This is a genomic window from Rhodovulum euryhalinum (genome assembly GCF_004342445.1).
In the GTDB taxonomy this organism is placed as follows: Bacteria; Pseudomonadota; Alphaproteobacteria; order Rhodobacterales; family Rhodobacteraceae; genus Rhodovulum; species Rhodovulum euryhalinum.
The window spans coordinates 158,656-182,418 of record NZ_SLWW01000002.1; the positions used below are offsets into that span (position 1 = coordinate 158,656).

General features: G+C 67.6%; 22 protein-coding genes. 15 read left to right on the plus strand and 7 right to left on the minus strand.

What is annotated here, in order from left to right; genetic code table 11:
• The first annotated feature begins 84 nt into the window (after nucleotides 1-84).
• Nucleotides 85-1,290 carry a tryptophan synthase subunit beta gene (gene trpB / locus EV655_RS03070; RefSeq protein WP_132541649.1) on the plus strand — a complete coding sequence of 402 codons (1,206 nt, stop codon included), beginning with the start codon at nucleotides 85-87 and terminating at the stop codon, nucleotides 1,288-1,290.
• Between the two features lie 162 nt (nucleotides 1,291-1,452).
• Here trpB and ahcY read toward each other — a convergent pair whose 3' ends face one another.
• Nucleotides 1,453-2,847 (minus strand): adenosylhomocysteinase, encoded by a 1,395-nt coding sequence (gene ahcY, locus EV655_RS03075; RefSeq protein WP_132541652.1) that lies wholly within the window; start codon nucleotides 2,845-2,847, stop codon nucleotides 1,453-1,455.
• A gap of 110 nt (nucleotides 2,848-2,957) precedes the next feature.
• On the opposite strand from ahcY, the gene EV655_RS03080 reads away from it, so the two are divergent.
• Nucleotides 2,958-3,548 (plus strand): HD domain-containing protein, encoded by a 591-nt coding sequence (locus EV655_RS03080; RefSeq protein WP_132541655.1) that lies wholly within the window; start codon nucleotides 2,958-2,960, stop codon nucleotides 3,546-3,548.
• Between the two features lie 6 nt (nucleotides 3,549-3,554).
• Here EV655_RS03080 and EV655_RS03085 read toward each other — a convergent pair whose 3' ends face one another.
• From EV655_RS03085 to EV655_RS03095, 3 genes are all read right to left on the minus strand, one after another.
• Complete coding sequence (locus tag EV655_RS03085) at nucleotides 3,555-3,881, minus strand: hypothetical protein (protein ID WP_132541658.1); 327 nt, start codon at nucleotides 3,879-3,881, stop codon at nucleotides 3,555-3,557.
• Nucleotides 3,878-4,432, minus strand: a complete 555-nt coding sequence (locus tag EV655_RS03090; RefSeq protein WP_132541661.1) for an ActR/PrrA/RegA family redox response regulator transcription factor — start codon at nucleotides 4,430-4,432, stop codon at nucleotides 3,878-3,880. Before EV655_RS03090 ends, EV655_RS03085 begins: the two co-directional genes overlap by 4 nt.
• Nucleotides 4,433-4,503: 71 nt before the next feature.
• Nucleotides 4,504-5,127: an SCO family protein gene (locus EV655_RS03095; protein ID WP_132541664.1), complete on the minus strand. Its 624-nt coding sequence runs from the start codon at nucleotides 5,125-5,127 to the stop codon at nucleotides 4,504-4,506.
• Between the two features lie 85 nt (nucleotides 5,128-5,212).
• On the opposite strand from EV655_RS03095, the gene regB reads away from it, so the two are divergent.
• The 11 genes from regB (at nucleotide 5,213) to EV655_RS03150 (ending at nucleotide 20,291) form a co-directional block, all read left to right on the plus strand.
• Complete coding sequence (gene regB / locus EV655_RS03100) at nucleotides 5,213-6,610, plus strand: sensor histidine kinase RegB (RefSeq protein WP_132541667.1); 1,398 nt, start codon at nucleotides 5,213-5,215, stop codon at nucleotides 6,608-6,610.
• Between the two features lie 104 nt (nucleotides 6,611-6,714).
• Complete coding sequence (locus tag EV655_RS03105; RefSeq protein ID WP_165905254.1) at nucleotides 6,715-8,259, plus strand: PAS-domain containing protein; 1,545 nt, start codon at nucleotides 6,715-6,717, stop codon at nucleotides 8,257-8,259.
• A 42-nt stretch (nucleotides 8,260-8,301) separates the two neighbouring features.
• Nucleotides 8,302-8,817, plus strand: a complete 516-nt coding sequence (gene tsaE / locus EV655_RS03110; protein ID WP_132541674.1) for a tRNA (adenosine(37)-N6)-threonylcarbamoyltransferase complex ATPase subunit type 1 TsaE — start codon at nucleotides 8,302-8,304, stop codon at nucleotides 8,815-8,817.
• On the plus strand, nucleotides 8,810-9,820 hold the full coding sequence (locus EV655_RS03115) for an aminoglycoside phosphotransferase family protein (RefSeq protein WP_132541677.1): 1,011 nt from the start codon (nucleotides 8,810-8,812) through the stop codon (nucleotides 9,818-9,820). The genes tsaE and EV655_RS03115 overlap by 8 nt, the downstream gene beginning before the upstream one ends.
• Complete coding sequence (locus EV655_RS03120; protein ID WP_132541680.1) at nucleotides 9,805-10,497, plus strand: nucleotidyltransferase family protein; 693 nt, start codon at nucleotides 9,805-9,807, stop codon at nucleotides 10,495-10,497. Before EV655_RS03115 ends, EV655_RS03120 begins: the two co-directional genes overlap by 16 nt.
• Nucleotides 10,490-13,435, plus strand: a complete 2,946-nt coding sequence (gene addB / locus EV655_RS03125; protein ID WP_132541683.1) for a double-strand break repair protein AddB — start codon at nucleotides 10,490-10,492, stop codon at nucleotides 13,433-13,435. Before EV655_RS03120 ends, addB begins: the two co-directional genes overlap by 8 nt.
• The gene (gene addA, locus EV655_RS03130; protein WP_132541686.1) at nucleotides 13,432-16,803 is read left to right on the plus strand and encodes a double-strand break repair helicase AddA; all 3,372 of its coding nucleotides are present in this window, start codon (nucleotides 13,432-13,434) and stop codon (nucleotides 16,801-16,803) included. The genes addB and addA overlap by 4 nt, the downstream gene beginning before the upstream one ends.
• A 59-nt stretch (nucleotides 16,804-16,862) precedes the next feature.
• Nucleotides 16,863-17,183 (plus strand): thioredoxin, encoded by a 321-nt coding sequence (gene trxA / locus EV655_RS03135; RefSeq protein ID WP_132541689.1) that lies wholly within the window; start codon nucleotides 16,863-16,865, stop codon nucleotides 17,181-17,183.
• Nucleotides 17,184-17,298: 115 nt separating this feature from the next.
• Nucleotides 17,299-17,859 carry an ATP-dependent protease subunit HslV gene (gene hslV, locus EV655_RS03140; protein ID WP_132541691.1) on the plus strand — a complete coding sequence of 187 codons (561 nt, stop codon included), beginning with the start codon at nucleotides 17,299-17,301 and terminating at the stop codon, nucleotides 17,857-17,859.
• Nucleotides 17,856-19,166, plus strand: a complete 1,311-nt coding sequence (gene hslU, locus EV655_RS03145; protein ID WP_132541694.1) for an ATP-dependent protease ATPase subunit HslU — start codon at nucleotides 17,856-17,858, stop codon at nucleotides 19,164-19,166. The genes hslV and hslU overlap by 4 nt, the downstream gene beginning before the upstream one ends.
• A 21-nt stretch (nucleotides 19,167-19,187) precedes the next feature.
• Entirely contained in the window at nucleotides 19,188-20,291 is a 1,104-nt protein-coding gene (locus EV655_RS03150) for an alpha/beta hydrolase (protein ID WP_132541697.1), read from the plus strand.
• Nucleotides 20,292-20,309: 18 nt separating this feature from the next.
• Here EV655_RS03150 and EV655_RS19080 read toward each other — a convergent pair whose 3' ends face one another.
• The 3 genes from EV655_RS19080 to EV655_RS03165 form a co-directional block, all read right to left on the minus strand.
• Entirely contained in the window at nucleotides 20,310-20,651 is a 342-nt protein-coding gene (locus tag EV655_RS19080) for a Smr/MutS family protein (RefSeq protein ID WP_341540294.1), read from the minus strand.
• A gap of 253 nt (nucleotides 20,652-20,904) precedes the next feature.
• Nucleotides 20,905-21,936, minus strand: a complete 1,032-nt coding sequence (mltA, locus tag EV655_RS03160) for a murein transglycosylase A (RefSeq protein ID WP_132541703.1) — start codon at nucleotides 21,934-21,936, stop codon at nucleotides 20,905-20,907.
• On the minus strand, nucleotides 21,933-22,601 hold the full coding sequence (locus EV655_RS03165) for a Tim44/TimA family putative adaptor protein (RefSeq protein WP_132541706.1): 669 nt from the start codon (nucleotides 22,599-22,601) through the stop codon (nucleotides 21,933-21,935). The genes mltA and EV655_RS03165 overlap by 4 nt, the downstream gene beginning before the upstream one ends.
• Nucleotides 22,602-22,711: 110 nt before the next feature.
• On the opposite strand from EV655_RS03165, the gene EV655_RS03170 reads away from it, so the two are divergent.
• Together EV655_RS03170 and secB are read left to right on the plus strand one after the other, a co-directional pair.
• On the plus strand, nucleotides 22,712-23,191 hold the full coding sequence (locus EV655_RS03170) for an FxsA family protein (RefSeq protein ID WP_132541709.1): 480 nt from the start codon (nucleotides 22,712-22,714) through the stop codon (nucleotides 23,189-23,191).
• A 58-nt stretch (nucleotides 23,192-23,249) separates the two neighbouring features.
• Nucleotides 23,250-23,762: a protein-export chaperone SecB gene (gene secB / locus EV655_RS03175; RefSeq protein WP_132541712.1), complete on the plus strand. Its 513-nt coding sequence runs from the start codon at nucleotides 23,250-23,252 to the stop codon at nucleotides 23,760-23,762.
• Nucleotide 23,763: the final 1 nt, after the last annotated feature.

Consider the following 23,763-nt stretch of genomic DNA (forward strand, 5'->3'; position numbering starts at 1 on the left):
CGGCTGGCATGTGTCGCTTTCACGCCTTGAGGCCGGCGGCGGGGCGCGGTCATATCGCGGCAAGTCACGTCGAGGAGGATCGAAATGGCGTCTTATCTCAAGACCACGCCGACCCGAGAGGGCTGGTTCGGCGACTATGGCGGCGCGATGCTGCCGCCGCCGCTGGAGCCGCATTTCAAGGAGATCCGCGAGGCCTATGACCGGATTTCCAAGTCGGCCGAGTTCATCCGCGAGCTGCGCTATATCCGCAAGCATTTCCAGGGACGGCCGACGCCCGTGTCCTATCTGAAGAACCTGTCCGACCTCTGCGGCGGCGCGCAGATCTACGCCAAGCGCGAAGATCTGAACCACACCGGCGCGCACAAGCTGAACCATTGCATGGCCGAAGGCCTGCTGGCCCGCTTCATGGGCAAGACCAAGCTGATGGCGGAAACGGGCGCGGGCCAGCATGGCGTCGCGCTGGCCACGGCCGCGGCCTATTTCGGGATGGAGTGCGAGATCCACATGGGCGAGATCGACATCGCCAAGGAGGCGCCGAACGTCACCCGGATGAAGCTGCTGGGCGCGACGGTGGTGCCGGTGTCCTTTGGCGGGCGGTCGCTGAAAGAGGCCGTCGACTCGTGCTTTCAAAGCTACATCTCGCAGGCCGATACGGCGCTGTTCGCGATCGGCTCGGTGGTGGGGCCGCATCCCTTTCCGATGATGGTCCGCAACTTTCAGCATGTGGTGGGCGTCGAGGCGCGCGAGCAGTTCATCGAGATGACCGGCGAACTGCCGGACATGGTGGCGGCCTGTGTCGGCGGCGGGTCGAACGCGATGGGCATGTTCTCGGGCTTCATCGACGATGACGTGGCGCTGTACGGGGTGGAACCGCTGGGCACCTCGTCCGCCTTGGGCGACCATGCCGCGACGATCAGCTTCGGCGAGGACGGGGATATCCACGGCTTCCGGACGCTGGTTTTGAAGGATGCGGACGGCAACCCGGCGCCGGTGCACACGGTGGCCTCGGGGCTGGACTATCCCGGCGTGGGGCCGGAACACGCGCATCTGCACAAGACGGGCCGCGTGAGCTACACCACCGCCGACGACAAGGAGGCGCTGGGCGCGTTCTTCGCGCTGTCACGGCACGAGGGCATCATTCCGGCGCTGGAAAGCGCGCATGCCGTGGCCTTCGCCATGCGCGAGGCGAAAAACCATCCGGGCAAGTCGATCCTGATCAATCTGTCGGGCCGCGGCGACAAGGACATCGACTATGTGACGCAGACGTTCGGGTTCGGCGAAACGCTCTAGGCGAGCGAGACGCGCCGCGGACCCGATCCGGGGCCTTGACCCGCCTGCATGGGCCGGCGGAGGAGGGCCGGGGCGGGGTCTAGGTGGCAGCGCCCGGCCTGAAGGCAAGCAAAAGGCCGCCGCGGGTCCAGCCCACGGCGGCCTTCTTGCCGATGCGCCGCCTCAGTAGCGGTAGTGTTCCGGCTTGAACGGGCCTTCGGGTGTCACGCCGATATAGGCCGCCTGCTCGGGCGAAAGCTGCGTCAGCCGGACGCCGATCTTGTCCAGATGCAGGCGCGCAACCTTTTCATCCAGGTGCTTGGGCAGGATGTAGACCTCGTTGCCGTACTGGTCGCCCTTGGTCCACAGCTCGATCTGCGCCAGAACCTGGTTGGTGAAGCTGGCCGACATCACGAAGGACGGATGGCCGGTGGCGTTGCCGAGGTTCAAGAGGCGGCCTTCGGACAGCAGGATGATGCGGTTGCCCGAGGGCATCTCGATCATGTCCACCTGGTCCTTGATGTTGGTCCACTTGTGGTTCTTGAGCGCGGCAACCTGGATCTCGTTGTCGAAATGGCCGATGTTACCGACGATCGCCATGTCCTTCATCTCGCGCATGTGCTCGATGCGGATGACGTCCTTGTTGCCGGTGGTGGTGATGAAGATGTCGGCGCTGCCGACCACGTCCTCCAGCAGGACCACTTCGAACCCGTCCATCGCGGCCTGAAGCGCGCAGATCGGGTCGACCTCGGTGACCTTCACCCGTGCCCCGGCGCCGCGCAGCGAGGCGGCCGAGCCCTTGCCCACGTCGCCATAGCCGCAGACCACGGCGACCTTGCCTGCCATCATCGTGTCGGTGGCCCGCCGGATGCCGTCGACCAGCGATTCCTTGCAGCCGTACTTGTTGTCGAATTTCGACTTGGTGACGCTGTCGTTCACGTTGAAGGCCGGGAAGGGCAGCAGGCCCTTGTTCATCAGGTCGTAGAGACGATGAACACCGGTGGTCGTTTCCTCGGACACGCCCTTGATCGCGTCGCGCTGGCGGGTGAACCAGCCGGGGGTTTCGGCCATGCGCTTGCGGATCTGGGCGAACAGCGCCTCTTCCTCTTCGGAATGGGGTACGGCGATCAGGTCGTCCTCACCGTTCTCGACCCGCGCGCCGAGAAGGACGTACAGCGTCGCATCGCCACCGTCGTCGAGGATCATGTTGGCGGTGCCGTCCGCGAACTGGAAGATCCGGTCGGTATAGGTCCAGTAGTCGACCAGAGTCTCACCCTTGACGGCGAAGACCGGCACGCCCGCCTTGGCGATCGCGGCGGCGGCATGGTCCTGGGTCGAGAAGATGTTGCACGACGCCCAGCGCACATCCGCGCCCAGCGCCACAAGCGTCTCGATCAGCACGGCGGTCTGGATGGTCATGTGCAGGCTGCCGGCGATCCGCGCGCCCTTGAGCGGTTGCGCCGCGCCATATTCCTCGCGCAGCGCCATCAGGCCGGGCATTTCGGTTTCGGCGATGTCCAGTTCCTTGCGGCCGAACTCGGCCAGGGAAATATCCTTGACGATAAAATCTTCAGCCATCGCGGCCTTCTCCTCGGGATTGTCGGTTGCCGCTGCCCTTAGCATCCCCGGCCCGTCTCGACAATGCGCGCGGCCCGTGGCAAGCCGACGAAAACGAACGTGGTGAACGGATGCGACGGACACGCGCCTGGCAACGGATGCTCTCGGGCCGCCGGCTGGACCTGCTGGACCCGACTCCTGTGGATATCGAGATCGAGGACATTGCCCATGGGCTGGCCTTCGTCGCCCGATGGAACGGTCAGACGGCAGGGGATTTTCCCTATTCAGTGGCCGAACATTCGCTGCTGGTCGAGGCGCTCTTTGGCCGGTTGACGCCCGATGCGCCGGCCAAATGGCGGCTGGCGGCGCTGCTTCACGATGCGCCCGAATACGTGATCGGGGACATGATCTCGCCGGTGAAGGCCGCTGTGGGGCCGGACTACGGAGAACTCGACCGGCGCCTCGCGGTTGCGGTTCACCTGCGCTTCGGGCTGCCGGCGACGGTACCCGACCGGGTCAAGAAACAGATCAAGAAGGCCGACCAGGTCTCGGCCTGGCTGGAGGCGACGCAGATCGCGGGGTTCACCGTCAGCGAGGCCGACCGCTTCTTCGGCAAGCCCGACCCGGCGCTGATCGAGGGGCTGGGCATCCGGCTGCGCCCCCCGGTCGAAGTCCGTGCGGCCTATACCGCGCGGCATGCGGAACTTCTGGCAGAAATCTGATCGGTCTCAGCCGCAGGTCTGCCCGGCCGCCGCATCTTGCTTGCGCCACCCCACGAACTGCTCTGGCGTGAAACTCACGACGAGGTCGCCCCAGGCGAGGCGCTGCTCGATCCCGTCCGGGCAGCCGTCAAGGGGCAGCGTGCGGGCCGGGCCGAGTTCGCGGGTCAGGGCGGCAATCACGCCCCCGGGGGCCCGGCCGAAGTCGATGCGAAGGGGACTGCCGTCGATGGCAAATCCACCCGAATCGGGCCGCAACAGGGTCGAGTCAGACCTGGGCGTTGCGGTCACGCAACCCGCCACCAGAACGAGCAGCGCAACCGCGCCGGTCCTCACCTCGGGCTGCGCTTGGCCAGGATGCGCTGAAGGGTCCGGCGGTGCATGTTCAGCCGCCGCGCGGTCTCGGACACGTTACGGTCGCATTGTTCGTAGACGCGCTGGATATGTTCCCACCGCACGCGGTCGGCCGACATCGGGTTTTCGGGCGGCGGCGGCAGTGCCTCGCCGTTCGACAACAGCGCCGCGGTCACGTCATTGGCGTCAGCGGGCTTGGACAGGTAGTCGGTCGCGCCGATCTTGACCGCGGCGACGGCGGTTGCGATCGCACCATAGCCGGTCAGAACCACGATCTTGGCGTCCGGCCGCTTTTCACGCAGGATCTCGACCACGTCGAGCCCGTTGCCGTCCTCGAGCCGCAGATCCACCACCGCATAGGCCGGTGGACGGGCCGTGGCGATCGCCTTGCCGGCTGCGACGGAATCCGCCGTCTCGGTCTGGAAACCGCGCTTTTCCATCGCTTTGGCGAGACGTCGCAGGAACGGTTCGTCGTCATCCACGATGAGAAGGGTAGGATCGGGGCCGAGATCCTTGAGTTCGTCGTCGGCCATGGGGGCAAACTCCTGATGGGGCCAGACATTTTCGTCCTTGTAGGACGTTAACGCCGGTGGGTCAATTTCACTCAGAACGAATCGACAAAGCAGGCCACCCTCTCGGCCATCTCGTCGGGCGTCACATCGCGCTCGAAGACCTCGACCACGCCGAGATCCGGAAACGCGAGGTAGGTGAAGGTGGAATGGTCGATCAGATAGTAGTCGTCGTCTGCATCCTGTATGCGGTAGAAGGTGCGATAGGCGCGGCTGGCGGCCTGCACCTGTTTGGGGGTTCCGGTCAGGCCCAGCATCCTTGGGTGCATGTAGCCGGTGAACTCGGACAGCAACTCGGGCGTGTCGCGCGCCGGATCGATCGAGATGAAGACCGGCCGGACCTCGTAACCCCGTCCGTCCAGCAGATGCACCGCCTCGGCGTTGCGACTGTTGTCGAGCGGACACACATCGGGACAGAACGTATAGCCGAAATAGATCAGCGTGGGCCCGGTAATGACATCCGCCTCGGTCACGGGTGCGCCGGTTTCGTCGATCAGGGTGAAGGGCCCACCAAGCTGCGCGGGATCGCCACCGATCCGTCCGGTCCGGCACTGGGCAAAGCGGTCATCACCCGGCCCCCTCTGTGCCAGGTAAACCCCGCCGCCGATGAAGCCGGCAAGAGCGGCGGCGGCGACTGCGGCCAGGGCAATGCGGTTCATGGCGGAACTCCTTGCGCGATCCGTGGCGCATTGATCGGCTTTCGCGCCCGGATTAACAAGGGCAAACCCTGCCACAGGATGCACCATGCCTGAACCCACCCCCGGTCTTCTGCCCCCTGCCGAGCGCAGCAACTGGATCCGCCTGCGGACCCTGATCCTTCTGCGCTGGGCCGCGGTGGCCGGGCAGGTGATCGCCATCGCGGTGGCGGAACTCTACTTCCAGATCCAGCTCGATCTCGGGCTTTGCCTGCTGGTGATCGGTGCGGCCGTGCTGGCCAACATCGTCGCCGTCGCCGTTTTTCCCGAGAACCGGCGGCTGTCGGAAACCGAGACGATGCTGACGCTTCTGTTCGACATCGTGCAGCTTTCCGCGCTGTTGTTCCTGACCGGCGGGCTGAACAACCCCTTCGCGTTGCTGATCCTGACGCCGGTAACCATCTCGGCCACCGCGCTCAGCCAGAAATCGACCCTGTTTCTGGCCCATGTGGCCTTTGCACTGGTCTCGCTGGTTGCCTTCTATCATCTGCCGCTGGTGACTGCCGACGGCGCCGTGCAGCGCCTGCCGAACATCTTTCTCTTCGGGTTCTGGGCCGCCATCGTGATCGGGATCTCGTTCCTCGGGCTTTACGCCGAACGTGTGACATCGGAGATGAACAAGATGTCGGACGCGCTGCTGGCCACCCAGATGGCGCTGGCGCGCGAGCAGAAACTGACCGATCTCGGCGGCGTGGTCGCCGCCGCGGCGCACGAACTGGGCACGCCGCTGGCGACGATCAAGCTGGTCAGTGCCGAGATGATCGATGAGCTGAAGGACCGGCCGGACCTGCGCGAGGACATGGAGCTGATCCGCGACCAGGCCGACCGCTGCCGCGACATCATGCGGTCGATGGGCCGGGCCGGAAAGGATGACCTGCACATGCGGACCGCGCCGCTGGAGGCGATCATTCAGGAGGCCGCCGAACCGCATGTCAACCGCGGCAAGGAGTTGATCTTCACCTCGGAGCCGATCCATGGCGGCGCACCGCGGATGCCCGTCGTCTACCGCCGCCCCGAGATAATCCACGGCCTTCGCAACCTGATCCAGAACGCCGTCGATTTCGCCGACACACGGGTCTGGGTCGTGGCGCAATGGACCCAGGAGGACATCACGATCCGCATCATGGACGACGGGCCGGGCTATCCGCCGCACCTGCTGGGCCGGATCGGCGATCCCTTCGTTCGCCAGCGCAAGAGCCCGGTGAGCCAGAAGGCGCGGCCGGAATACGAGGGCATGGGCCTTGGGCTGTTCATTGCCAAGACGCTTCTGGAACGCTCGGGCGCAAGCCTCAGCTTCGCCAACGGGTCCGACCCGTTCCTGACCGATACCGACCGCTCCGATCCGGGCGGCGCGGTGGTCGAGGTCCAATGGCCGATCTCGACCATCGGGGTCAGCGCGGAATCCCAGCTTGCCGCGCTGGGCGAGAACCTTCCGATAGAGGCCTGACAGACCCGCCCGGCCGATGGCGGAAGGCCGAAACGGTGTATTAACGCTACGTTAACCCTTCTGTCGAAAAGATGCCCCTCGGGCGCCGGACAGTGGGGCAGGACATGACTTTCGACTGGGTTTTCGCGCTGATCGTCGGGGCGACATCGCTGGCGACGGCGGTGATCGCGCTGGTGCTGCTGCCATTGTTGCCCCGCCTCTCGCGCCCGGCCGGCCCAAGGCCCGCCGAAAGCAACATGATCTTCCTGTTCGATGGTGAACTGCTGGTCGATGCAACGCCTGAAGGGCGGGGTTTTCTTGCGAACGGCCCGTCCGGACTGTCGGACTGGCAGCGATTCTGTGCGCTTGTCGCGCCGCGGTTCCCGGGCTTTCGCGACCGTATGGCCCATCTCGATCGCGAGGGAAGCACGCTTCTGGCCGAGGCCGGGGGTCCGGCGCAACTGTCGGCGACCTGGCTTGACGGCGTCGCCCGGCTGTCGTTGCACCTGCCCGACCGCGACCGGGCGGACGGCCTGCCTGATCCGCAAAGCCTGGCCGCGATGGCCGCCGAACTGACCACGCTGCGCGATGTGGTCGAGGCGATGCCAACCCCGGCCTGGCAGGAGGACGAGGCAGGCGCTGTCGCCTGGGCGAACAGCGCCTATCTTGCACTCGTGCGCCAATGCCAGGGCGACGATGTGCCGTTGAGCTGGCCGCTGCCCGCACTTTTCACCCCGCAGGCAGACAGCGAAGCGGCGCCGCATCGCGAGGTGATCCGGGTCGGCGACGACGCCGAGCACTGGTTCGACTGCGTTTCGGTCACGGCCGAGGGAACGCGCCTGCATTTCGCCTTGCCCGCCGATGCCGCCGTGCGGGCAGAAACCGCGCTGCGGAATTTCGTCCAGACCCTGACAAAGACCTTTGCCGAATTGCCGATCGGCCTTGCGGTGTTCAACCGGGCGCGAGAGCTGGTGCTGTTCAACCCAGCAATGCTGGATCTCTTCAACCTCGAGCCCGAATTCCTGACCGCACGCCCAAGCCTCGTCGCCGTGCTCGACCGGCTGCGCGAGACGCGCATGATGCCCGAGCCCAAGGACTATCGCACCTGGCGCGAGCAGATCGTCCGGCTGGAACGCGACGCGCAGGACGGGGTCTATGCCGATACCTGGACACTGCCCTCGGGCCAGGTCTACCGGGTGACCGGACGGCCACACCCCGATGGCGCGGTGGCCTTCCTGTTCGAGGACATCAGTGCCGAGATGTCGCTGACCCGGCGGTTCCGCGGCGAGATCGAGACCGGCCAGGCGGTGATCGACAGTTTCGACGAGGCGATCGCCGTCTTTTCCAGCGCGGGGCTCGTGACGATGTCGAACGCGGCCTATGCCGAGCTTTGGCGCGAAGACCCGCTTCTGGTTATGGGCACGACAGACATCGCAGAGGCAACCGCGCTCTGGCAGAAGAACTGCATGCCCGGAGAAACCGGCACCGTCGTCGACCTTGCCCGTCTGATACGGCATAGAAAGCCGTGGTCGGGCAGCCTGGTCCACCGTGACGGGCGGCGGCTTTCCTGCCGGCTGAAACCGGTCGGCGGCGGGGCGGTTCTGGTCGGGTTCCAGCCCGATTGCGAGAACCAGAGGGTCGAGCCCGCGGTTTCGCGCGCGGTCGGCTGATCCGGCCTTGCGGGGGATTGGCGGGGGCGTAAAACTGCGCCCATGTCCAGCCTGCCCGCCCTTGCCCCGATCCACCTGACACTGGCCTCCGAAGCGGATACGCGCGCCCTTGCGGCACGGCTTGCCGCGATACTGGGGGGGGGCGACACGATCCTGCTGCAAGGTCCGATCGGCGCGGGCAAGACGGCCTTTGCCCGGGCGCTGATCGGAGCGCTGCGTGCCCGCGCAGGCCTGCCGCCCGAGGACGTTCCCTCGCCCACCTTCACGCTGGTGCAGGTCTACGACGCCGGGCCGGTCGAAATCTGGCACGCCGATCTCTACCGGCTGTGTCATCCCGACGAGTTGGTGGAGCTGGGCCTGGACGAAGCCTTCGCGTCCGCACTTTGCCTGGTGGAATGGCCCGACCGGCTGGGGGATCTGGCGCCCGGCGGTGCGCTGACGCTGACCCTTGCGCCCGGCCCGGCCGACGAATCCCGCAAGGCGGTGCTGTCCTTTTCCGATCCCGCCTGGGCCAGGCGGCTGGCGCGCGCGCTTGATGCGGCACAGGCCGATGCCTGAGCGCGCCGGGATCATCGCGGCGTTCCTGTCGCAGGCCGGGTGGTGCGGGGCCGAGCGCCGACCGCTGGCCGGTGACGCGTCGAACCGCCGCTACGAACGGGTGACGCGGGATGGACGGACCGCGGTGTTGATGGATGCGCCTGCCGAGCGGGGCGAGGACGTGGGCCCGTTCCTGGCGATCGCGCGGCACCTGTCCGGTCTCGGGCTGTCAGCCCCTGCGATCCTGGCCGAAGACCGTCAGGCCGGGCTATTGCTGCTCGAAGATCTGGGCGACGATCTTTTCGCACGGGTGGCGGCCCGCGATCCCGGGCAAGAGGAGACGCTTTATGCAGCCGCGGTCGATCTGCTGGCCGACCTGCACCGCGCGCCGCCCCCCGACGGGCTTGGCCGCTATGACGCCGCCACGATGGCTCGGCTCGCCTGCCTGCCTTTCGAGTGGTACCTGCCGGGTGCGGACGGCGATGCGCCAAAGGGTGCCGTCGAGGCGTTTCGGGCCGAGTTAGAGACGGCTCTGACCCGGCACGCACCACCCTCGGTACTGATCCTGCGCGATTTCCATGCCGAGAACCTGATCTGGCTGCCGGATCGGCGGGGCGTCGCCCGGGTGGGCCTGCTTGATTTCCAGGACGCGCTTGTCGGCCATCCCGCCTATGATCTCGTCTCACTGCTCGAGGATGCGCGGCGCGATGTCGGCGACGACCTCCAGGCCCGGATGCGCGCCCGCTACATTGCCGCGGCAGGGGTCGAGCCGGACACCTTTGCCCGGGCCTATGCGCTGCTCGGCGCGCAGCGCAACCTGCGCATCATCGGGGTGTTCGCCCGGCTTTGCCTGCGCGATGGCAAGCCCGGGTATCTGCGGATGCTGCCGCGGGTCTGGGGGCATCTGATGCGCGATCTCGCCCATCCCGACCTTGGCGCATTGCGGGCGCGCGTCCTCGGCCTGCTGCCGCCACCCGACCCCTCGCTTCTGGACAGGATTGCCCGCCGATGCCCGACGCGCTGATGCTGTTCGCGGCCGGGTTCGGCACCCGCATGGGGCGGCTGACCGCGGACCGTCCCAAGCCGCTGATACGGGTCGGGGGCCGCGCCCTGATCGACCATGCGCTGGTGCTGGCCGAGGCGGCGGGGGTGACGCGCACGGTGGTCAACACCCACTACCTTGCCGGACAGGTCCAGGCGCATCTGGCCGGCCGCGACGGCATAACGATCTCGCACGAGGCCGGTGCGATCCTCGACACCGGCGGCGGGCTGAAGCGGGCACTGCCGCTGCTGGAAGCGGACACGGTCTTCACCCTGAACAGCGACGCCGTCTGGACCGGGCCGAACCCGCTGACCCGGCTGGCCGCGGCCTGGGCGCCGGACCGGATGGATGCGCTGTTGCTGCTGATCGATTCAGGCGTGGCACGAGGCCATTCCGGAACGGGCGATTTCGCGATCGGCACCGGTGGTTGCCTCAGCCGCGGCGGGACGGCGGTCTATACCGGCGCGCAGATCGTCAAGACCCGCCTGCTGGACGACATTGACGAGGCGGCTTTCTCACTGAACCGCGCCTGGGACCGGGCGATCGCCGCGGGCCGGCTGTTCGGCGCCCTGCATGCCGGCGGCTGGTGCGATGTGGGCCATCCGGGCGGCATCGCCGAGGCAGAGGCGATGCTGGCAGAGGCGGCGGGCGATGTCTGACACCGCAACGCCCCGCCTGTTCGGCTTGCCGCCCGGGGCGGATTTCCCCGCGGAATTCCTTGCCGGTCTTGAACGGCGTCTGGACGGCACCCCGCCAGAGGACTGGGCGCGGGTCGAGATCTGGGTCAACACCCAGCGCATGCGGCGCCGGATGCAGGATCTGCTTCAGGCCGGGCCGCCGCGGCTGTGGCCGCGTATCCGGCTGGTGGCCGAACTTTCCGGGCATCCCGTGCTGGCCGACCTGCCGCCGCCGCCTTCGCCGCTGCGGCGCCGGCTGGAACTGGCGCGGCTGGTCGGACTGCTGCTTGAAAGAGAGCCCGACCTCGCGCCCCGAAGCGCGATCTACGATCTTGCGGACAGCCTTGCGACCCTGATGGACGAGATGCTCGCAGAAGGCGTCGCCCCGCAGGCGCTGGATGATCTCGACATGGGTACTCTGTCCGAGCACTGGGCGCGCGCCCGGCGGTTTCTCGGTCTGGTCAGGGATTATCTCGGTCCCGAATTGACCGCGCGCGGAAGCGACGGCGCGCGGCAGCGTCTGGCAGCCGAGCGATTGGCGGAACGATGGCGCACCGATCCGCCCGACCATCCGGTGATCGTCGCGGGCAGTACCGGCTCGCGCGGGGCGACCGCGCTGTTCATGGCCGCGGTCGCGCGGCTGCCTCGGGGCGCGGTCGTTCTGCCGGGCTTCGATTTCGACATGCCCGCCGCAACCTGGGCAAGTCTGGACGATGTGCTCGCTGCCGAGGATCACCCGCAATTCCGCTTTCGCCGCCTGTTCGACAGACTTGGGGCCGAACCCGGCGCGGTGCGGCCCTGGTGTGAAGATTCCCGGCCGCCAGGGCCGGCGCGGAACCGTCTGGTCTCGCTGGCGCTGCGGCCCGCGCCGGTGACCGACCAGTGGATGGATGAGGGGCCAAACCTCGAAAACCTTGGCGCGGCAACGGCCGAACTGACCCTGATCGAGGCGCCCTCGCCGCGGGCCGAGGCGCTGGCCATCGCGCTTTGCCTGCGCGAGGCGGCCGAGACGGGCCGGACCGCCGCGCTGATCACCCCTGACCGGACACTGACCCGGCAGGTCACCGCCGCGCTCGACCGCTGGGGGATCCTGCCCGACGACAGCGGGGGGCTGCCGCTGCCGCTGTCGCCGCCGGGCCGGTTCCTGCGGCAGGTGGCGGGGCTGTTCGGGCAGCGCCTGACGGTCGCCAGCCTGCTGGCGCTGTTGAAGCATCCGCTGACGGCGTCGGGGACCGGACAGCGCGCACATCACCTGTTGTGGACACGCGAACTGGAACTGGAACTCCGGCGCAACGGCCCGGCCTTTCCGGATGGCTCGGCATTTCTGGCCTGGGCCGGGACAGGGCGCGAGGATGGTCGCCTCGGCTGGGCAAGATGGCTGGCAAGTGCCATGGATGGCCTTGATCAGGCCGGAACAGAGCCTTTAACAACCCATGTCGAGCGGCACCTCGCGCTGGCCGAAACCCTTGCCGGGGGGCCGGCGGGCGCGGCCAGTGGCGGGCTTTGGGCAGAGGCAGCAGGCGAGGCCGCACTGGCCGCTTGCGCCAACCTGCGTGCCGAGGCCGACGCGGGGGGTCCCATGTCCCCGGCCGACTACGCCGCGCTGTTCGATGCGATCCTGCGCGAGCACGAGGTGCGCAGCGCGGTCGAGCCCCATCCCGGCATCATGATCTGGGGCACGCTCGAAGCCCGGGTGCAGGGTGCCGAACGGGTGATCCTTGCCGGGCTCAACGAAGGATCGTGGCCCGAAACGCCGCCGCCCGACCCCTGGCTCAACCGGCAGATGCGGGCGGATCTCGGCCTGTTGCTGCCCGAGCGCCGGATCGGCCTCTCCGCACATGACTTCCAGCAGGCGATTGGCGCGACCGAGGTGGTGCTTAGCCGCGCCGTCCGTGACGCCGAGGCCCAGACGGTTCCGGCACGCTGGCTGAACCGGCTGACCAACCTGCTGGGCGGGCTCGAGACCAATGATGGCCCCGAGGCATTGAAGGCGATGCGGTCGCGGGGCGGGAACTGGCTGCGCCTTGCGGTCGCGCTGGACCGGCCCGAGGCCGGCACGCTGCCGGCCCCGCGCCCGTCGCCCCGACCGCCGGTCGATGACCGGCCAAGGCAACTGTCGGTGACCGCGATCGAACGGCTGGTCCGCGATCCTTATGCGGTCTACGCTCGCTACATCCTGCATCTGAAACAACTCGATCCGCTGCTTCACCGGGCGGATGCGCCGTTGCGCGGAACGGTGCTGCACAAGGTGATGGAGCGGTTCCTTGAGGCGCCGCTCGATTCCGACCCGGCGCGTGCAAAGGCGCGGCTGCTGTCGCTGGCCGACGAGGTTCTGGCCGACGAGGCGCCATGGCCGGCCGCACGAACATTGTGGCGCGCGCGGCTTCAGCGCATCGCGGACCCGTTCTTGCAGGATGAACGTGCGCGGCAGGCCGAGGCGCACTGCATCGCGTGCGAGCGGCGCGGGGAGGTCACGCTGGATTGCGGCTTCCGGCTGACCGCCGAGGCTGACCGGATCGACCTGCGTCCGGACGGGCGCCTGGTGCTCTATGACTACAAGACCGGCACACCGCCCAGCGTGAAATCCATGGAGGTGTTCGACAAGCAGTTGCTGCTGGAGGCCTGCATCGCCGAGCGGGGCGGGTTCGAACGGATCACGGCCGCCCCCGTGGATCACGTCGCCTATCTTGGCCTGGGCAATCCGCCGAAGACCGTGGCGAACCCGCTGGCCGACGGGCTGGTGAACCGGACCTGGGAAGAGCTTGGCCAGCTCATTGCCCGTTACGGGCAGGACGAACAGGGATACACCGCACGCAGCCGGGTGCAGAAGCGGACGGACAGAACCGACTATGACCTGTTGTCGCGCCATGGCGAGTGGGACGAAACAGCCAGGCCCGAGCCGCAGGAGGTCGGCCGATGAGGCGCGACGACGCGACCGAGCGGCAGGTGCAGGCGGCGGACCCGGCAAACTCCACCTGGCTGTCGGCCAATGCCGGCTCGGGCAAGACACGGGTGCTGACCGACCGCGTGGCGCGCCTATTGCTGAACCGGGTGCCGCCGCAGCGGATCCTGTGCCTGACCTACACCAAGGCCGCAGCCAGCGAGATGCAGAACCGGCTTTTCGACCGGCTGGGCGGCTGGGCGATGCTGGGCGATGCCGACCTGCGCGCCGCGCTGCACCAACTGGGGGTCGACGGCCCGATCGAGGCGCCGCTGCTGCGCGAGGCCCGGCGGCTGTTCGCGCGCGCGATCGAAACGCCGGGCGGGCTCAAGATCCAGACGATCCACTCGTTCTGTGCCTCGCTGTTGCGGCGTTTTCCGCTCGAGGCAGGGGTATCGCCGCAGTTCACCGAGATGGACGACCGCGCCGCACGGCGGCTGCGCGCCGAGATCCTCGACGAGATCGCCGATGGGCCGGATGCCGGGGAATTCGCCGGGCTGGCCCTGTTCCACACCGAGAACGATCTGGACGGGCTGACCGCCGAGATCGCCGGACACCGGGACCACTTCCCCGACCGCCCGGATGCCGCCCGGATCTGGCGGCGGTTCGGTCTGCCGCCGGGTGTGGACGAGGCGGGGGTCGTTGGCAGCGTTCTCACTGGCGCCGAGGCCGGTCTTTTCGCGACGCTTCTGCCTGCCCTGCGCGCGGGCAGCGTGATGGACCAGAAGGCAGGGGACCGGCTGGGCCGACTTGACCTGAGCCGGCCAGGCCTGGGCCTGCTGGCAGATCTGGAGAACGTGCTGCTGACCGGCGCCTCGGCCAAGCAGCCGTTTTCGGCCAAGACCGGGTCTTTTCCGACCAAGGCGACGCAAGCCGCGCTGGGCCCGGCGCTGCATGGGGTGAACGCGCTGATGGGGCGGGTCGAGGCCGGGCGGGCGCTGCGCCTCGGGCTGGCGGCGGCGGAACGCACGCTGGCGCTGCACCGGTTCGCAGCCGTGTTCCTGCCGCGTTATGCCCAGCGCAAGCAGGCCCATGGCTGGCTCGATTTTGACGACCTGATCCTGAAGGCCCGTGCGCTGCTGACCGATCCGGGCGTCGCCCAATGGGTGTTGTTCCGTCTGGATGGCGGACTGGACCACATCCTGGTGGACGAGGCCCAGGACACCAGCCCGGCGCAATGGGAGGTGATCGAGCGGCTTGCCCAGGAGTTCACCGCGGGCGAAGGGGCGCGCCACGGGGTGGAGCGGACAATCTTCGTCGTCGGCGACAAGAAGCAGTCGATCTATTCCTTCCAGGGGGCCGACCCCGGTGGGTTCGACCGGATGAAAGAGGTGTTCGACGACCGGCTGCGGGGGATCGGCAAGCCGCTGTTGACCCTGCCGCTTGAACATTCCTTCCGGTCATCCCCCGCGATCCTCGGGCTGGTCGATCTGGTCTTGCGCGAGGGCGGCCCGCAGACCGAGATGCAGCACCGTGCGTTTCACACCGACCTGCCGGGGCGTGTCGACCTGTGGCCGGTGGTCGAGGACAGCGAGGCGCCCGACACCGGCCACTGGGCCGACCCGGTCGATACCTTGCCGGAAGATCACCATTCCGTCCGGCTGGCCCGGCGCGTGGCGGCATCGATCCGGGCGATGATCGACGATGGCGACAGCATCGCCGTCAAGCAGCGCGACGGAACGTTCACCCGCCGCCAGGTGCGCGAGGGCGATGTCCTGATCCTGGTGCAGCGCCGGTCGGACCTGTTCCACGAGATCATCCGGGCCTGCAAGGCGCAGGGGCTGGAGGTCGCTGGTGCGGACCGGCTCAAGATCGGGGGCGAACTGGCGGTACGGGATCTGACTGCGCTGTTGTCCTTTCTTGCGCTGCCGGAGGATGACCTGTCGCTGGCCTGCGCGCTGCGCTCTCCGCTGTTCGGATGGGACGAGGCGGCGCTCTACCGGCTGGCGGCCCATCGCGGCCGCGCCTATCTGTGGGAAGCGCTGCGCAACGCGGATTGGGCCGAAGCAGAGACCAAAGCCACGCTTGCGGCCCTGCGCGACGAGGCGGATTTCCTGCGGCCCTACGACCTGCTGGAACGCATCCTCACGCGCCATGACGGCCGCCGCCGCCTTGTTGCCCGTCTGGGCGACGAGGCCGAGGACGGGATCGACGCGCTGCTTTCCCAGGCGCTGGCCTACGAGCGGATGGAGGTGCCATCGCTCACCGGTTTCCTCGGCTGGCTGGAAAGCGACGAGGTCGAGATCAAGCGCCAGCTCGACGCGGGCGGCAACCGGCTGCGGGTGATGACGGTGCATGGCGCCAAGGGGCTGGAGGCCCCCATCGTGATCCTGCCCGACACGGCGGCCCGCCCGGTGCGCATCCGCGATCATCTTTACCCGATGCCCGATGGTGGACCGGTCTGGAAGACACCCGCCGAGGACCGGCCGCCGGCATTGGCCGAGGCGCACGAGGCGCGGGCACGGCGCGAGGAGGAGGAGCGCGCGCGCCTGCTTTACGTCGCGATGACCCGGGCCGAACAATGGCTGATCGTCGCGGCGGCTGGCAGTCTCGCGGCCGATGGCAGCGACTGGTACAGCCGGATCGCCGCCGGGATGGGCCGGATCGGTGCCGTTCCGCACGGTTTCGGCTTTGGCCAGGGGTTGCGCCACGAACTCGGCGACTGGAGCGGCATGCCGGAAGCGGAGCCCGTTCCGTCCGAGCCCGCGGACCCGCCCTTGCCGGGCTGGGCCCGGCGCGAGGCCGCCCGCCCTGCGCGTCCGCCGCAGCCGCTGTCCCCGTCGGATCTGGGCGGGGCAAAGGTGCTGCCGGGCGAATCCGACGGGCATGAGGCCGAGATCGCCAAGGCGCGCGGCACGTGGATGCACCTGCTGCTGGAACACCTGCCCGGCGCCGCCCCGGAGGACCGCGCGGCGCTGGCAAGGGCGCTTCTGTTGCGCACAGTTCCGCCAGCCCCCGCCGCGGACATCGACCAGCTTTGCATCGAGGTCGAAAGACTTCTGGCCGATCCGCAGCTTGCCCATGTCTTTGCGCCCGAGACGCTGGCCGAGGCCGGGTTCGGCGTTGATCTGGAGGGCCGCCCGCTGCGCGGAACGATCGACCGGCTGATCATTGCGCCCGATCACGTTTGCGCGGTCGATTTCAAGACCAACGCGCTGGTACCCGGCCGGCCCGAGGACGTGCCCGAAGGCCTGCTGCGCCAGATGGGCGCCTATGCACATGCCCTGACGGCGATTTATCAGGGGAAAACGATCAGGACCGCGATCCTGTGGACGCGCACCGGCCGGCTGATGGACATCCCCGCCCCCTTGCGCGAAGCGGCGCTTGCCCGCGTGGGGCTGCCTTGACGGCCCAGCACCCGCTTCTTACTGTCCGGCAACGATCGCAGGTTCCAAGGAGAGACCCGATGCCGACCCATGCTGTCACCGACGATACCTTCGACGCAGAGGTACGCAATTCCGACATTCCCGTCGTGGTGGATTTCTGGGCCGAATGGTGCGGGCCCTGCAAGCAGATCGGCCCCGCGTTGGAGGAACTGGCGGAAGAGTTCGAGGGCAAGGTCAAGATCGTCAAGGTCAATGTCGACGACAACCCGAACACCCCGGCCCAGATGGGCGTGCGCGGCATCCCCGCGCTGTTCCTGTTCAAGGACGGGCAAGTGGTCTCGAACAAGGTCGGCGCCGCGCCCAAGGCCTCGCTCAAGGGCTGGATCGAAGAGTCGGTCTGAACGACACCGCGGCGGGATGAGACAAAGGGGCGCTGCGGCGCCCCTTTCTGTTGCGCGCCTTGTGGGGCAGCATCGGGCGCATATATGCGCCGAAGCGCAAGGCACGGAGGGCGCCATGGCACGAGACGAGTTTCCCGGCTGGCACGGCACGACCATCATTGGCGTCAAGCGCGGCGGGCAGGTGGTGATCGCGGGCGACGGGCAGGTCAGCCTGGGCCAGACGGTCATCAAGGGCACCGCGCGCAAGGTGCGCAGGCTGTCCCCCGGCGGCTATGACGTCGTGGCGGGCTTTGCCGGGTCCACCGCGGATGCCTTTACCCTGCTGGAACGGCTGGAAACCAAGCTGGAAGCGACGCCGGGCCAGTTGCAGCGCGCGGCGGTGGAACTGGCCAAGGACTGGCGCACCGACAAGTACCTGCAAAAGCTGGAAGCCATGCTGATCGTCAGCGACGGCGCCGAGCTGTACGTCATCACCGGGGCGGGTGACGTGCTGGCGCCCGAACATGACGTGGCCGCCATCGGGTCGGGGGGCAACTATGCGCTCGCCGCCGCCCGCGGGCTGATCGAGAACACCGAGCTTTCGGCCGAAGAGGTCGCCCGCAAGGCGATGGCGATCGCGGCCGATATCTGCGTCTACACGAACGGCAACCTGACGGTGGAGACGATTTCGAAATGACCGACCTGACCCCCCGCGAGATCGTCTCGGAACTGGATCGCTTCATCATCGGCCAGAAGGACGCCAAGCGCGCTGTCGCCGTTGCCCTGCGCAACCGCTGGCGGCGTAAGCAGTTGGGCGACGACCTGCGCGAAGAGGTCTATCCCAAGAACATCCTGATGATCGGCCCCACCGGCGTCGGCAAGACCGAGATTTCACGGCGACTCGCACGTCTGGCCCGGGCGCCCTTCATCAAGGTCGAGGCGACCAAGTTCACCGAGGTCGGCTATGTCGGGCGCGACGTGGAACAGATCGTGCGCGATCTTGTGGACACAGCCATCGCCCAGACCCGCGACTACATGCGCGAAGAGGTCAAGGCCGCCGCGCACCAGGCCGCCGAGGACCGGGTGATCGCCGCCATCGCCGGAACCGAAGCCCGCGAGCAGACGCGCGAGATGTTCCGCGGCAAGCTCAAGCGCGGCGAGCTTGACCAGACCATTATCGAGCTGGAACTGGCCGACACCTCGAACCCGCTGCCGATGATGGAGATCCCGGGCATGCCGCCGGGGCAGGGCGCCGGCATGATGTCGCTGGGCGATCTCTTCGGCAAGGCGTTCGGCGGACGGCGCGTCAAGCGCAAGATGACCGTACGCGACAGCTACGAGATCCTGATCTCGGAAGAGGCCGACAAGCTTCTGGACGACGAAACGGTGACGCGCACCGCGCTTGAGGCCGTGCAGGAAAACGGCATCGTCTTTCTCGACGAGATCGACAAGGTCTGCGCCCGCAGCGACGCGCGCGGCGCCGATGTCAGCCGCGAGGGCGTGCAACGCGACCTGCTGCCGCTGATCGAGGGCACGACCGTCTCAACGAAATACGGCCCGGTGAAGACCGACCACATCCTGTTCATCGCCTCGGGCGCGTTCCACATCGCCAAACCCTCGGACCTGCTGCCCGAATTACAGGGCCGCCTGCCAATCCGCGTGGAACTGCGCGCCCTGACCGAGGCGGATTTCGTCCGCATCCTGACCGAGACCGACAACGCGCTGACCCGGCAATACGCGGCGCTGATGGAAACCGAGAAGGTCAATGTCACCTTCACCGAGGACGGCATCGCCGCGCTGGCCCGGATCGCCGCCGAGGTCAACGAGAGCATCGAGAATATCGGCGCGCGGCGGCTTTACACGGTGATGGAGCGGGTTTTCGAGGAACTCAGCTTTACCGCGCCCGACCGCGGCGGCGAGGCGGTTGAAGTGAACGCCGATTTCGTCGAGAAGAACCTTGGGGAACTGACGCGGTCCGCCGACGTGACCCGCTATATCCTCTAGGGTTGCCGGCGGGGGCTGCGCGTGCTCCGACAGATCGTGTTCCTAGTCTGCCTTTGCACGCTGGTGGGCTGCGCGCCGCGGGGCGTGTTGAATATGGTGCCGACCGCTGGCCCCGATGCAGTCGAGCACACGATCTTCGTGGGAACGACGCGCGAGCCCGAACCCGGCGCGCGGTTCTCGAATACCCGGACCGAGACTCTCAGCTTCGGCGAATACGTGGTGGCGGTCCCGCCTGACCGCGGCCCGGGGGAAATCGCCTATCCCCGCAGCCTGCCGGATCCGGCACGCGATTTCGTCACCACATCGGCCCGGTCTTTCGAACGCGCGCCGGATTTCACCGCGGCGCTCGCGCGCGAGCTGGCCACCCGGCCCCGCGGCAGGCGCGCGGCGATCGTCTTCGTTCATGGTTTCAACACGAACTTTGCCGAGGGCCTTTACCGATCCGCGCAACTTGCCCACGATTTCGGGATCGAAGGTGTGACACTGCACTATTCCTGGCCCAGTGCTGCCAGCCCCCTGGGCTATGCGCATGATCGCGACAGCTCGCTGTTCGCCCGCACCGGCTTCGACCGGTTCCTCGATGCGGTGATCGCGTCAAATCCCGACGAACTGTTGATCCTGGCCCATTCGATGGGCGCATTGCTGACCATGGAAACCTTGCGCCAGATGGCACTTGCCACGCCGGGCCGTGTCGGGCGCGAGGTCGACGGCCTGGTCCTGCTGTCACCGGATATCGACGTGGACGTGTTCCGCGCGCAGGTGCACGATATCGGGCACATGCCGGAAAGCGTCGTTGTCTTCACCTCGCAGCGCGACCGGGCGCTGCTGTTGTCGGCGCGGCTGTCCGGTCAGCGCGACCGGCTGGGCAATATCGAAAGCGTCGAGGAGGTTGCCGATCTCAAGATCACGGTTCTGGACGTGACCGGGTTCTCGCGTGGCCTCGGACATTTCACCGCCGGAAGCTCGCCCGACCTGATCCGCCTGCTCAGGAACGTGGACAATCTTCAGCGGTCGTTGAACACCGGTGCGCCGGGTCGGCCGGGTCTGCTGCCAGGCACGGCCATCACCGTGCAGAACGCCACCGCGGTGATTCTTTCGCCGCTGACGGCCCTGGCGGCGCAATAGCGCAGGAAGACGCCGGCCCTACCGCGCGCGGCGAAGGTAAACATAAAAGGCACCCTCTCCGCCGTGGCGGCGATGGGCCTCGGCGACCTGCAGCACGGCCGCGGAAAGCGGTGGCTGGTGCAGCCAATGGGGAACCTGCCGCTTCAGCACACCGCGCCGTTCGGGGATCGGGCCATCGCCATCGGGCCCCAGCCCCTTGCCGGTGATGACAAGGACAAGCCGCCGGCCCTCGGCCTGTGCCCGCAGGATGAATCCGTTCAGTGCCGGATGCGCCTGCGCCAAGGTCATGCCATGCAGGTCGATCCGTGCCTCGGGCGACAGCTTGCCCCCCCTGAGCCGGGCGAAAGCCTTTCGATCCATCCGGATCGGTGCACCGTCCGCGGCTTCGATGGCGATCCCGGCGGTGGTGCGGCTCTGCCCGGCGCGGGATCCGATGCTGAACGGGGCGATGGGGTCGCTCGCGCGCGGCGGCGTCTGCGGGGCAGCGTCGGACGCGGGGTCCGGCCCGGTCCCCGCCGGCCGGCCGGACAAGGGCCGCGTGCGTCGGGCGACCTGCTCCCAGAGAGCACGGTCCTCGCGGCTCAGATGACCGGGGCGGCGGCGCGGCAAAAGGTCAACCCTCCGGCAGCATCGCAAGCGCGGTCTCGATCGGCAGCAGGACGACCATCCGGCCACGATCGCGGATCCGGCCCGCCTGGTCACCCGCCGCAGCACCGGTGCCATAGAAGATATCCGCCCGCTGCGCCCCCTTGATCGCGGACCCCGTGTCCTGCGCCACCATCAGCCGGTGCAGCGGCGTCCGCCCGCCCTTCTCGATCCAGACCGGGGCGCCCAGCGGCACGTAGTCCGGGTCGACGGCGATGGTTCGCATCGGCGTGACCGAGCGGTTCATCGCCCCCAGCGGCCCCTTGTCGGACGGCACATTCCCCAGTTCGCGGAAGAAGACGAAAGAGGGGTTGTGCAACAGCAGATCTCGCCCCTCCTCGGGGTTCCGCTTGACCCAGGCACGGATCACCTGAGCCGAGACCTGATGCGGCGTGTAGATTCCGCGCCGTACGAGTTCCTGCCCGATCGACCGGTAGTCATGCCCGTTCTTTCCGCCATAACCCACCCGGATCGCCGATCCGTCGGTCAACCGTATACGCCCTGACCCCTGCACCTGCAGGAAGAACAAGTCAACGGGATCGTCTAGCCAGGCGATTTCGAGCCCGCGGCCGCGCAGCACGCCGGTCTCGTGGATTTCGCGGCGGGAATACCAAGGCTGCCCCGCGACAAGCTCGGGCGGCTTGCGGTAGATGGGATGGCGGAACAGCGCGTCGGGCTTGCGTGCGCCACGAAGCTCGGGCTCGAAATAGCCGGTGAACAGCGCGGGCGCGCCGCCGCCGATCAGCACCGGCCGGAAGAACAGCTCGAAAAAGCGGCGGGCATCCGTCTGCGACTCGGCCAGGGCGCAAAGCGACGCCCAGGCCGGGTCCGGCAGGTCGGGGCAGGTATTGCGAAACACCGCCAAGGCCGCCGCGTGGTCGTCGCCGCCCCACCCCTTGAGGTCCGAAAACTTCAGTATGTCGATCGTCGCGTCGGGCCGCGCCGGCCCGGCGCTCATCGCGAGGGCAAGGCAGATCGCGGCGCCAAGCCCACGGATCATTCGCCCGTGGCGACGAGCTGCCAGTTGGGGTCGTCGACCCCCATGCGCCGGGCAAAGGTCCAGACGTCACGCTGGCGTTTGATCTCGTTGGGGCTGCCCTCGATCACGTCGCCGGCCTTGTTGCGCACCACCGAGGTCAGTTCGCCGACGAACTTGACGGTCAGTTCGGCCTCGCCGGTGTCGCGGTCGAAGGTTGCGTCCTTCAGAGACAACTCGCGCACGCCGACAAAATTGGCCTCGACCGAAAGCCCCTGATCCTCGCGTAGTTCGACCACTTCGGCAAAGCTGTCATAGACCTCCGGGGCGAGGAAGGCGCGAACCTCGTCAATGTGGCCTCTCTCGAAGGCCATCAGGATCATCTCGTAGGCGCCGCGGGCGCCATGCAGGAACTCTCCGACCGAAAACCCGGGCTCGGCCATCTTCATCGCGCCCAGCGCCTTGGCCGCCGGGCTGCCATCGGGGACGTGATCGGTGATGTCGGTGTCGACCCCGCCCTCGATCACCTCGAAGTCGCGGCGGACGTCCGCCCGGCGCGATGCGGGATCAGGCATCGAAAGCGGCGGTTTCTCGAACCCTTCGCGCGTTCCCAGGACAGAACGCAAGCGCAGGACGAGGAACACCGCAATCCCCGCGAGAACCAGAAGTTGTATGATGGCAGAGCCCATGAGAACCTCGCAGCACGCGGGACCGTTTGTATCGAGACGTTACCGGACATATGTAAGTCACGTCTGGGGTCAAGTCTACCTGCCCTGCCCAGCACAAAGAGGTTTTGCGGATGTGGCTTTTCCTGATCCTGCTGTCGGTGCCGCTGATCGAGATCGCGCTTTTCATCCAGGTGGGCGGCCTGATCGGTTTGTGGCCGACGCTGGGCATCGTGATCCTGACGGCCGTGATCGGAACCTGGCTGATCCGCCAGCAGGGCGCGCTGGCGCTGTCTCAACTGCGGACCTCGTTCCGGGAATTGCGCGATCCGGCAGAGCCGCTGGCGCATGGCGCGATGATCCTGTTCGCAGGCGCGCTGTTGCTGACACCCGGTTTCTTTACCGATACGGTCGGCTTTGCCCTGCTGATGCCGCCGGTCCGCGCCGCGGCCTATCGCTGGCTGTCGCGGCGCATCGTCGTTCAGACCATGACCTTCGGCGAACCGCCGCGATCCCGTCCACAGCCCTCGGGCGACGTGATCGACGGCGAATTCCAGGAGATCGCGCCCGACCGGCGCGATCCGGACCGGCCCTCGGGCTGGACGCAGCATTGAGCAGGGCCGCCCAAGCTGCTAATCCACACGCGGACACAACATTCGGCAGGAGCACGCCATGAGCGAGACCGAGGGCAACGGCGCTGACGCGCAGCAACCGCCCCAGGTGAAGATGCAGATCCTCGGCCAGTACATCCGGGACCTGTCCTTCGAGAACATTCTGGTGCGCAAGGGCGCACAGGGAGAGGTAGCCCCGGACATTTCGGTCCAGGTGGCGCTGGATGCGCGCAAGCGGCCGACCGATCACCAGTACGAGATCATCTGCAAGTTCACGATCAATTCGAAGAACAAGGGCGACGGCGCGGCGCTGTTCCTTCTGGAACTCGAATACGGCGGCATCTTTCACATCGAGAACGTGCCCGAAGAGCAGCTGCACCCGTTCCTGCTGATCGAATGTCCGCGGATCCTGTTCCCCTTCGTGCGCCGTATCGTGTCGGACATGACCCGGGACGGCGGCTTCCCTCCGCTGAACCTCGACCCGGTGGATTTCGTGGCGCTCTACCGCCAGGAAATCGCGCGGCGCGCGCAAGAGGTCCAGCAACAGGCGCCGGTCAACGGCGGAACCGCCTGAC